This window comes from Pseudoalteromonas sp. G4, from assembly GCF_028875915.1.
Lineage (GTDB): Bacteria > Pseudomonadota > Gammaproteobacteria > Enterobacterales > Alteromonadaceae > Pseudoalteromonas.
In genome coordinates, this window is sequence record NZ_JAPEHW010000043.1 from 22,626 (window position 1) to 33,907 (window position 11,282).

An 11,282-nucleotide genomic window follows, 5' to 3' on the forward strand; every position below is an offset into this window, starting at 1 on the left:
AATAATAAACATGAAATTAAGCGCCCGTGATCAACTTATTTTTTCTGCCGTAATGGACTTGTATTGTAATGGTGAAGGTACACCTGTTGCTTCGAGCCATATTGTTAAGCAGAAACAAATTAACATCTGTAGTGCAACCGTGCGCAATGCCATGGCGCGCATGGAAAAAAGTGGGCTGTTATACGCTCCACATACCTCCTCAGGGCGTGTTCCAACTGAACTTGGTTTTAGTTATTGGTTTGATGAGTTTTTTCAGCTTTCTGAAATTGCCCATTATTGGCAACCATCGGCACAACAACTTACTGAATTTTCGCATCGCTTAAGCCAGCTTTATCAAGTTTGTGTTTTAGTGAGTCTGCCTGAAGCTATGCAGCAGCATATTTACCGAGCTGAAGTGCTTGATTTCAGTGTGGAAAATTGGCTTATTTTACTCTTTGATAGAGATGGTAATAGTCAGAATATTCAAATAACAAAACCGCGTGAAGCTAATGATGCTTTACGTAATCAGTTTAATGCATGGTTAAATACCGTTTTTTCAGGGCACAATCTTGCAGAAGGGTTGCGTCGCATGGCTGCAATGCGTCAAAGTGCGCCGATGTTTTGTCATGGCTCCCTTGGCATGTGGATTAAAGCCTTGGCAGAACAATTACAAGTTGAAAACAGCATTGTGATTGGCAGTCACTATTTATATGGCGATTTATCGACAGAGCAACTTAATCAAGTAGGCGCGCCTTTTTTAGATTATGTTGAACAAAAGCTCGCTTTGAAAATGGGAATCTCTGTGATGTATCAAGATAAGTTACCCATCGCTGAGCTTGACGATTATTTATTACTGAGTATTCCTTACTTTTCACAAGAAATATATCAAGGTCGTTTGTGTGTGCTTTGTCCAAAGTCGGCGAAAATTGAAGCAATTATTAATGAAATATCGATTAATTGCGCAATTAACTCTTGAAAGGCATTTTTCCATCCCCATAATTAGCATCAGTTGTAAAGATTCGGAGAGTATCAATGTCTGAGCAAAATAATCAGCCAGAGCAAGAAGTAGAAGCACAGGAAAACCTTGAGCAAGTAGCTGAAGAGCTTCAAGGTGGTGAAGAGTTAAGCGCAGAAGCTGAAATCGCAGTATTAAACGCGGAGCTTGAAGCGGCTAAACAAACAATCGAAGAGCAAAAAGACAGTGTTATTCGCGCTGCGGCAGAAGTAGAAAACATGCGTCGCCGTGCAGCGCAAGATGTTGAAAAAGCACATAAATTTGCTCTAGAAAAGTTTGCAAATGAACTATTACCAGTGCTTGACAACTTAGAGCGTGCGATTGAGTTTGCTGACAAAGAGAATGATGCAGTTAAGTCTGTTATCGAAGGCGTTGAAATGACAGCTAAAAGCTTTGTAGACGCTGTTGCTAAGTTTGGCGTTGAAGTTGTATCACCACAAGGTGAAGCATTTAACCCTGAATTCCACCAGGCAATGTCAATTCAACCATCTGCTGATGTAGCGCCAAACACTGTGATTGCAGTAATGCAAAAAGGTTACCTACTTAATGGTCGTTTACTTCGTCCAGCCATGGTAATGGTATCGAAAGCAGCTGAATAATCAGCCCTAAATTTAAAAAAAAAGCTGTAACTTGGTTACAGCTTTTTTTATGCCTGAATTGTTATTTACTATTTTTAATGACCATATTTAAGTTGCTTTAATTGGCAAATTAAAATACCGCTTACAGCAATCGCCATGGCAACAGCAAAGCCTGTGCTTGACGGTAATGGAATAAACGCTAAAATAGGCCCAGCAAGTGCGCCACTGCCAAAACGCAAGGTACCAATTACCGCAGTTGCTGTACCAGACTTCTTTTTAAAATTAATTAAAATTAAGGCATCAGCATTGGTCGCCATGATGCCTAAACTCATCATCAACGGCGCAATAAACGCCGCTACTAAATACACATTTTCTGTAAAAGTACTGACAAAAATTAAGCATGTTACAGAAACAAAGCTCACCATCAGCCCGAGATTTAACATCTTGCGAGAGCCAAATCGCGGTACCAAGCGAGTATTAATAAAATTACCCAACATCAGAGCTAAAACATTAAAGGCGAAAAGTACACCAAATTCGGTTTCACTGACTTTAAAGTGCGCCATATAAATCGCTGAAACTTTGGTTAAAAAGCAAAAAAAAGCAAACGAGGCGAGCATTGAAATCACAATATCAAAACGAGCCTTGTGATTTGTTAATACGATTCGATAATTTGACAAAAATAAAGCTGCCCCTCTCAATTTACTCGGGTGAATGGGTACTTCTTGCAAAAAGAAATAAGCAAGTGTGAATAACACTAAAGCATAGAGTGTTAAAGCGTAAAAAATCGCATGCCAATGCCAAGTGATCATTAATACACTGCCTATACTAGGTGCAAGCAATGGCGCTAGCATCATAATCATTGAGACATATGACATGCCTTTTGCTGTGTTTTCTTGGTACATGTGACGAATGATGCCGGGCACCACAACGGTTACTGCAGAACCAAAAAATGCTTGCGCAAATCTAAGTGCAATAAAAGTATCAATTGATTTTGTTACCGTAAGTAAAAATGAACACATGGCAAAACCGAGTAAGCCAAACAGGGCAAAAAGTCGTCTTCCTTTTTGATCTATCAGTGGCCCAAATAACATCATACCAATGGCATAACCGGCCAAGTAACTGCTTAATGAAAGTTGTACATTTGCCATATTTGTATCGAAATAGACGGAGATTGCCACAAATGCAGGCAAGTAGAGGTCAATTGCAAGTGGGGTCGTTGCCACCAGTGCAGATAAAAGAGGAAGGATTGATTTTGAAAGGATTTTATCAGTCACGGAAATTCTTAGTCAGGGTATAGTGCTTGTTCATTTTACGTGTAAAATAAAGTCTTTGAAACCATGAGCTGTGAATAGCAACAGTCAAAATGTAACAGTGTATTAAGGCATTTTAATTTATTACCTAGCAATGGTTCTTGTTGCAGTGTGTAAATGCTTAAGTACCAATTTAACAGCGCAAAATTACACTAGGGAAAAGGGTATGAAACTATCTCATTTAGTGATTTCAATTTCATTAGCAGCAACGCTAGTTGGGTGCAAATCCAGTCCAACAGGGCGAACTCAAATTGCAATGTACTCTGAAGCTGAAATGAATCAACTTGGCAAGCAAAGTTTTGCGCAAATGAAAAAGCAACAACCGATTAATAGCGACACTAAGGTGAATCGTTATGTACAGTGTGTTGCTGATAATGTAATTTCAGTTCTGCCAGCAAAATATGCCAAACAGCAATGGGAAGTTGTGGTGTTTGAAGAACCATCTGCAAATGCGTTTGCATTACCAGGTGGTAAAATTGGTGTGCATACTGGCCTTTTAAAAGTGGCAAAAGGGCAAGATCAACTTGCAACTGTATTAGGTCATGAAGTAGGTCATGTAATTGCAGAGCACTCTAATGAGCGCATGACTGCAGCTGGTATTAAGCAAGCAAGTCTTCAAGTTGCAGATGCTTACAGTCGCTCTCAGGGTAACCGCCTACACAATGAAACTATGATGGCTTTGGGCCTTGGCACCGAATACCTAGGCATGATGCCATTTAGCCGTATGCATGAAAGTGAAGCCGATAAAATTGGTTTGGAGCTTATGGCTAAAGCGGGTTTTAATCCTAAAGAGTCAGTTGAGCTTTGGCGCAATATGGCAGCTAATAATACAGGCGCGCCACCAGAGTTTTTATCAACGCACCCATCTTCAGACACACGTATTAGTGACTTACGCAGCTGGATGCCAGATGCGATGGCATTGCACAATCAAGCTAAGTCGCAAAACAAACAGCCTCATTGCGAATAGTCTTGAAAAATTCACTTCTAATTGAGTAAGTTGACAGTTACTCAATTAGAAGTTGCAACAAAAAGTTTAAAAAAGCGACATCTTGGTCTACATTTATAAACAAGAATAATTATAATTTACTGTAGTCCGTTGAAACTTAAACATCCCTTAGCAAAACAGTTACTTTTAGGTATTTTACTTACCAGCTCTCTGCTGACCTTAATGATCACAAGTACCATTATTTGGATGGACTACAAGCGTGATCTCAGTGTTATCGATCAGGGTTTTGCCCAAATCGAAAAAAGCCACTTACCCTCAGTAACGAACGCACTTTGGGCGGAAGACGAAAAGCAACTTGAGTTATTATTGCAAGGAATCAGTGAGCTACCCAATGTTTCTTCAGTGGCCATTTGGCAAGACAATGCTAAACGGCTTTCAGTAAATAAAACCGATACCAAATACGCGAAACAAAAATCATGGGCTGTTGATTATCGTTTCAACCGCACTAAGTATCATCTTGGTGAGCTCATTGTCGTCATGGATATGTCAGGTGTGTATGGTTATCTTGCTGATAAAGTGGTGGTAACGCTACTAACTCAAGGCGCTAAAACCTTTATTGTGTCATTGATTATCTTCACATTGGTGCACTTGCTTGTTACCCGTCATTTAAATCATCTTGCCTATGCGATGAGCCATGTGAATATGTCAACGCCAGAGGAATTTAAGTTAGACAGGAAAAAATCACGTGATGATGAAATTAATCGTCTAGTGGTAGAATTTAATGAAATGATGGCGGCGTTGTCTAAATCGTTTAGCGACCTTAAAAAACAGAAGCAATCTGAGCAAAACGCCAATAAATTAAAAGGTGAGTTCTTAGCAAATATAAGTATGGAAGTGAAAACGCCAATGAATGGCTTGCTTGGAATGACCCACTTATTGTCAGAAACAAAACTAGATCACCGCCAACATAGTTACGTAAATGTTATTCAAAAAAGTGCATTTAACATGCTTGAATTGCTCAATAGTGTGCTTGATTTCTCTAAAATAGAACATCGTCAGCTGTCTCTTGATCAACACATTTTTGATATTCATACACTTGTTCGTGATGTTTTTCAGGAGTGTGAATTAAAAGCACAAGAAAAAAATTTACGTTTGCTGACTTATGTAGACCCAGCAATTAATCATTATCTTGTCGGCGATTCAGTGCGTTTAAAGCAAGTGTTAAGCAACTTGGTTAATAAAGCGATTAAATATACGGATCGTGGTGAAATTAATTTAACAGTTGATGCTGAAGTAACCACTGGTCTATCTGAGTTAACATTTAGTGTGCGAGACAGTGGCCATGGTATTGATGAAGCGACCTTAGCAAAATTGAATATACCTAAGTCAAAGCGTATTCATGATAAAAACCGTTCAGGACTAGGGTTAACCATCACACAAAATTTAGTGAGTTTAATGGGTGGAAAGTTATCTATTAATTCTAAGCTTGGCCTTGGCACTGATATGCGTTTTACCCTTGCATTACCAAACAGTTCGGTAATTGAAAATCACTTTAATGATGATTCGTTACTGATCAATAAACGCGTACTTATTCTTGATAACAGAATGTTTTTGGCACGGTATCTGGGAGAGTTATTTGCTGATTGGCAGATGCAAGTCACCCATGTGCAAGATGCTGAGTTAGCACTCGACTACATGTTAGGGGATGATTTAAGGCAGACTAGCTTTGATTTTGTTTTACTGTCGCATTCTGAGCTGAGTGATCAGTTATCAAGCTTCTATGAAAAAATTAACCGTCACAGGTTTAATCGCCCTGCAACTTTAATTGTTTTTGGTGATGAAATAGGTGATGGCGAAATAAGTCAGTTACTCAATGTTGGTTATAACAAAGTATGGCAATTACCTAAACACCCGACTGAAATCAAAGCAGATTTAATTCATCAAATTAATACCAGCATTGGCTTTACGGTTGCGCCTGATACATCACCTTTAACCGTGTTAATCGCTGATGATGCGCCAATCAGTCAACGGGTATTAAGTGCAATTTTAATGAATCGAGGCGATAACGTGCTAATTGCCAGCAATGGACAAGAAGCTGTTGAGCTTTGGCAGCAACATCAACATGAAATTGACATCATTTTAATGGATTGTGCGATGCCAAAAATGAATGGCTATGATGCAGCTCAAAAAATAAGAATGTCAGAACCAGCAGATATGCCAGGTGTGCCAATTATTGCTGTTACTTCAAGTGATAGGGAAGATGAATACAATTATTGTAAGTCTTACGGCATTGATGAAGTACTCTTTAAACCTTTTTTACCGATCGAGTTACTGGATGTGCTATCGCAATTTAAGGCACGAATAGAGCAACATAATGCATTTAATAATTTGAAAAAATAGAAATTTTTACCATAGTTAACAATAACCCACACAGATTTTAGTGCCTATGCACATTGATAAAATCATAATTCCCCACCTGTGAGGAGGTTATATGACTGATTTTAGAGTGATTGAAACCATTCCAATGAGTAATGTGCAATCTATTTCTAGCATGTGTGATACAGAAGCTCTCGATATTTCAAGTAATGCGTCTCATATTGTTACTGACTTTAATCAAAAACGTCCGCAATTTATTGAAAAAGATGTTTTGGTAGATGAAGCTTTATATATGATGAAAATGGGGCACGTTAGGTCAAAAATAGTCATTGATCATGATGAAAACTTTATGGGGGTTATTAGCTCTAGCGATTTATCATCTTATAAGGTACTGCATAATGCACAGCTTCGAAACGTGCCAAGAGCTGATTTAACCGTTGAAAACCTAATGGTGAAAAAAGAAGATATGCGGGCAATTAATTTTTCGAAAATTAGTAATTACACTATTGGTGATGTACTTGCGACGTTACGTAATTTGGGTCAGCAACATGTCTTATTAATAGATCAAGATCATGCACTCAGAGGTTTGATATCAGCCAGTGATATTGCAAGAGTCCTTCACATACCAATTAACATTAATGAAAAAGCACATACCTTTAAAGAAATTTTTGACGTGGTATTCGCCCAGATAGAAAAACAGAAATCCAGCTAAAATAGAACAGGGCGTAAAGTACGCCCTTTTTAACAATTAATTTCTTTAAGCTACCACTTTTTCTTCGGTGCAAATAGCACATCTAAGTCATCTTTCTCGTTGTCGAGCTTCTTCTTAGCATCCGTAGCATTTGTTGCTTTGAGCTCAGACATAATTTCATTGAGTAAATCTTCAAGCTCATTTTTCCGTGAAGTCACGTATTCATCAGTGAAGTTTAATGAGTTAATAATAGCTAATGCTTTTTCGAAGTACTGGCGAGCTGAACCCAGCATGTTGGCATTACGCGCCGCTTTGCCGCGTTTAAGCTGGCTGTCGATATTTACTTGTAATTGGATCTTTTCTAAACGCTTATCTTCATTGAGAAAAACCTGGGTATCAATTTTTCCTTTCGAATGTTCAGAGCGCACTACACTCCGCAGCTTTTTAACACCTTGTAACAGTGCAATGACTTGCTTTTCATTGTCAGGTAGGGATACATTTTCAGCAGAAGTGTCCTGACTAGCTGAATTCTCTAATCGATTTCTAGCCTCCACCAATCGGTTTTTTATTTCTTTTGAGGTGGGAGAAAGTTCGGCCATTATGGCTAATGCAGCATAAATTCGTTGGTACAAAATTGTAAAAAGTGCTTTCGACATAGGAATATTGGCGGAATTCATCAATATTTCTTCTGACTCTTCAATGATTTTTTTCTGCTTGGTTAATTCTTGTCTACGCTCTGCATTTTGCTTCTCTTTATGCTGTTGCACGGCATTGACCCATACACCAATGACTATCAAAGCGACAATTAAAGCTATAATGACGTACACTATCATAGAGTTTTTCTCATTATTATAATTCGCCTAATATTAACTAATTCTAATTACTTATTGTAGTGTTCTAAAAAGGAAAATACTAATAATACCACTTTATTATCAGCTTTTACTTAAGGCAAAATCAATGTGAAACGACTGCCACCAAAGCGTCCGTCGTTAGCCAGTTTGATGTACCCTTTTTGATCTTTATTGATGTGTGCTGAAGCAATTAAATTGGCAAAATAAATGCCAAGACCGGTACGTCCTTGGCTCAATAGGGCAGAGGTCATCTCATTATTAGCCTTTTCTAACATACTCTCGGGATAGCCATCACCATTGTCATGTATTTCAATCACTAAAGAATTATCTACTAGTTTTGCGCAAATTAAAATTTGGTCAGAGGTATATTTTAGGGCATTTATCAAAATATCATTAAGCAGATTTGAAATAAGGTCCGCATCAAAAAACCATGATAAATCTTGCTCAATTTCACATTCAACAGAAATGTTTTTATTGGTGATATACATTTCATTTTTTGCCAGTAATTCATCAATCACATCATCAAGAAAATGCTCTTCAATATTGAGTGGTAGTTGAGCATTGTGCTCGCGGTAGAGCGCTAAAATTTGTAATAAATTTGAGTTTACACGGGCAACTTCGTAATGAATTTTCGCAAATTCTGATTGTGCTTGAGGTGTGTGTTCAATACTTTGGCTAATGGTTTCCATTGACTGTAGCAACATGCACAAAGAGTTTTTCATATCATGCATACTGGCACCAAGCACCACTGAAAAGTCGATTTTATTATCTTCCATAGCTACCCCGATAATTTAGCTTTAGCAAAGTTTAACAGACTTTGGCTTTGCTTATGGCGATGATCATGTGGAGCAAGGGATTTCAATGCATTGAATGACAATGCGAATTGACGTTTGGTTAACGTAAATTTTTGCTGTTGCTTATGCAATTGGTAGGCCGCTTGCAAAAGGTTGAGTGCGATATTTGGATTGTTCGGAGCATTTGCCAAGGCTGTTGCAAAGGCGCCTTGAGCACTTTCAAATGCTTTTTCTTTATATTTCACCATGCCTTGGTGGTTAAAATTTTCAGATTTTTCATGATCATCGTGAGATATTAGTTTGGCTTTTTCCTTAGTGACTAGAGGGTCTAATGTGCTGCTGATCCGTTCAATATCAGCATACTTCATCACCAGCTCTAACATGTTCACAAAGGCAGGATTAAGAGGGTCTGGAAATTCAGCGACTCTATCGCATGTTAAAATCAGCTTTTCACCTTTTTTACCTGTTTTATCAGCTAAATATTCGACAAAGCTTTGGTGTAACTCAATGGCAAGCTGTGACTGAATACTAGGGTAAAGTTTGTTTATCGAACGATAAACATTGGGATATTCTTTTTTCACACGCCGTGCACTGGCACCGCTGTCGCTCAGCTGAATAGTTGTACACACACATAACTGATTCAAATAATCATCCAATTGTGCCAAACAAGAATATTTTGCGAGTTGTAACACACGTTTGTATGCATTAAATGCAACTTCCAGTTCGTGATAGCGCGTTGCTAACATTGCTAATTGTCGTTGTCTGACAATCGAATTGGGCGAATGCGCAATGGCTTTTTGTGTAATGGCGTAGGCTGATTCGAAATCTTGCTGCTCTACAAAACATTCACATGCTAAATCATAAGCTTCAACTGCATTTGGGTTCTTAGTAGCAATTAACTTACAAAGTTCGAGTGCTTGATGGCTTTCCCCGAGCGCTAAATAACACACCGCAGCTCCCATTTGCGCCCAGCTGAGTTCACGCTTATGTAAAATTGAATTATAAATACTTAAGGCTTGAGTGTAGTTAAGCTGTTTTAAGTAGATTTCAGCTTTTAGCCGAAAACATTCAATACCAACCCGTTTATTTTCTGCCATTAATTGGTCACAAAGAGATAGGGCGGTTTTAGGCTTGTTTTGATTTAACGCGGTATAAATTGGTTTAAAGGCAAGGCTCTTTTCAACTAACTTATCGAGACGCGATTTTAGTGTCGTTTTAGTAAAGGGTTTTGCTAGATAATCGTCTGGTCGATATTCAAGTGCGCCCATCACTAAATCAGACGCTGTTTCGCCAGTGATAAGCACATAGTTAGTGCCATATTTTAATAAATTACGGTGATTTAACTCAGCAAGTAATTGTAAACCGTTAAGGCCGTCACCTAAGTTGTAATCCACTAACAAGATGTCATGATAGTGTTCACTGTAACAGGAGAGTGCATCTTCAGCATTTGTGCACACATCTACATGGTTAACCCCAAAGCTTTCTACCATTTGTTTTAAAGAGAGACGAAACTCTGAGTAATCATCCAGAATCAGCACGGAGACAGATTTATATCGTTGCAGTGGGTTGACCATATTTACCGAAAATTATTTTTGATACTAATAATTTAGACGCTTTTTTCTTATTTTTACAAAAGTCTAGTAGTTAATATTGGAATATATACGCAAGATTTGAATTTATGCTTGGCATAAAAGAGACAAAAGTATATAAATAAAGGTAATAATAAATACAAAATACTCGCTATGAAATTACAGCAGCTAAAGTACATTGTTGAAGTACTCAATCACAACTTAAATGTTTCAGCAACCGCTGAAAACTTATATACATCGCAACCTGGTATTTCAAAACAAGTACGTATGCTTGAAGATGAGCTAGGTGTGCAAATCTTTGGTCGTAGCGGTAAGCATTTAACGCATGTTACCCCTGCTGGTAAAGATATTATTAATATCTCCCGTGAAATACTGGCGAAAGTTGAAAGTATTAAAGCGGTTGCAAATGAGCATACTTTACCTGATCAAGGTAAGTTAAATATTGCTACCACACATACCCAAGCACGTTATGCATTACCAAATGTGATTCAAGGGTTTATGAATAAATACCCAAAAGTGTCGCTGCACATGCATCAAGGTACACCGCAACAAATTTCCGACGCTGCAGCACGTGGTGACGCAGACTTTGCTATAGCTACAGAAGCATTGCACCTGTATACCGATTTAATCATGTTGCCGTGTTATCACTGGAATCGTAGTATTGTAGTGGCTAAAGATCACCCATTGGCAGCAAAGGCAAATAATTTAACAATTCAAGATGTTGCTGCATTCCCGTTAATCACTTATGTATTTGGTTTTACTGGGCGTTCTGAATTAGATAAAGCATTTACTAAACACGGATTAGAGCCACAAATCGTGTTTACGGCAACCGACGCTGACGTGATTAAAACCTATGTGCGTTTAGGCTTAGGTGTGGGTGTTGTTGCCTCTATGGCCATTGATGAAATGAACGATAAAGACCTAGTAGTCATTGATGCGAGTCACTTGTTTGAAGCAAGCACCACCAAAATTGGTTTCAGAAAAGGCACCTTCCTGCGCAGCTACATGTATGATTTTATCGAGCGATTCGCGCCTCATTTAGATAAAACCATCGTTGAGCGTGCATGCATGCTACGTAATCAAGATGATGTTGATTATTTGTTTAAAGACATTGAGTTACCAGTACGATAATTCGTCTTACAAAGCATAAAAA

At 38.3% G+C, this 11,282-nt stretch carries 10 protein-coding genes; 6 read left to right on the forward strand and 4 right to left on the reverse strand.

From position 1 onward, the window contains the following. Window positions 1–10 precede the first annotated feature (10 nt). Together ON073_RS12960 and grpE are read left to right on the forward strand one after the other, a co-directional pair. Window positions 11–955, forward strand: coding sequence for an HrcA family transcriptional regulator (locus ON073_RS12960; RefSeq protein ID WP_274762302.1), 945 nt, complete (start codon window positions 11–13; stop codon window positions 953–955). Between the two features lie 56 nt (window positions 956–1,011). Further along, the gene (gene grpE / locus ON073_RS12965) at window positions 1,012–1,593 is read left to right on the forward strand and encodes a nucleotide exchange factor GrpE (RefSeq protein WP_274762303.1); all 582 of its coding nucleotides are present in this window, start codon (window positions 1,012–1,014) and stop codon (window positions 1,591–1,593) included. A gap of 74 nt (window positions 1,594–1,667) precedes the next feature. Here the strand turns inward: grpE and ON073_RS12970 are convergent, their stop codons facing one another. Beyond that, complete coding sequence (locus ON073_RS12970; protein ID WP_274762304.1) at window positions 1,668–2,846, reverse strand: multidrug effflux MFS transporter; 1,179 nt, start codon at window positions 2,844–2,846, stop codon at window positions 1,668–1,670. 202 nt (window positions 2,847–3,048) lie between these two features. Here ON073_RS12970 and ON073_RS12975 point away from each other — a divergent pair, with 202 nt between their 5' ends. The 3 genes from ON073_RS12975 to ON073_RS12985 all read left to right on the forward strand — a co-directional run bounded on the left by ON073_RS12975 (window position 3,049) and on the right by ON073_RS12985 (window position 6,916). After that, window positions 3,049–3,849: a M48 family metallopeptidase gene (locus ON073_RS12975; RefSeq protein ID WP_274762305.1), complete on the forward strand. Its 801-nt coding sequence runs from the start codon at window positions 3,049–3,051 to the stop codon at window positions 3,847–3,849. Between the two features lie 201 nt (window positions 3,850–4,050). Next, the gene (locus tag ON073_RS12980; RefSeq protein WP_274762306.1) at window positions 4,051–6,228 is read left to right on the forward strand and encodes a response regulator; all 2,178 of its coding nucleotides are present in this window, start codon (window positions 4,051–4,053) and stop codon (window positions 6,226–6,228) included. A gap of 91 nt (window positions 6,229–6,319) precedes the next feature. Further along, window positions 6,320–6,916: a CBS domain-containing protein gene (locus ON073_RS12985; RefSeq protein WP_274762307.1), complete on the forward strand. Its 597-nt coding sequence runs from the start codon at window positions 6,320–6,322 to the stop codon at window positions 6,914–6,916. Window positions 6,917–6,966: 50 nt separating this feature from the next. Here ON073_RS12985 and ON073_RS12990 read toward each other — a convergent pair whose 3' ends face one another. The 3 genes from ON073_RS12990 to ON073_RS13000 form a co-directional block, all read right to left on the reverse strand. Then, on the reverse strand, window positions 6,967–7,728 hold the full coding sequence (locus tag ON073_RS12990; protein WP_274762308.1) for a hypothetical protein: 762 nt from the start codon (window positions 7,726–7,728) through the stop codon (window positions 6,967–6,969). A 110-nt stretch (window positions 7,729–7,838) separates the two neighbouring features. After that, on the reverse strand, window positions 7,839–8,522 hold the full coding sequence (locus ON073_RS12995; protein WP_274762309.1) for a sensor histidine kinase: 684 nt from the start codon (window positions 8,520–8,522) through the stop codon (window positions 7,839–7,841). 2 nt (window positions 8,523–8,524) lie between these two features. Further along, complete coding sequence (locus ON073_RS13000; RefSeq protein ID WP_274762310.1) at window positions 8,525–10,114, reverse strand: response regulator; 1,590 nt, start codon at window positions 10,112–10,114, stop codon at window positions 8,525–8,527. 168 nt (window positions 10,115–10,282) lie between these two features. Between ON073_RS13000 and cysB the strand changes: the two genes are divergently transcribed. Further along, a complete protein-coding gene (gene cysB, locus ON073_RS13005; protein WP_010560371.1) occupies window positions 10,283–11,260 on the forward strand; it encodes an HTH-type transcriptional regulator CysB in 978 nt (325 codons plus the stop codon). Window positions 11,261–11,282: the final 22 nt, after the last annotated feature.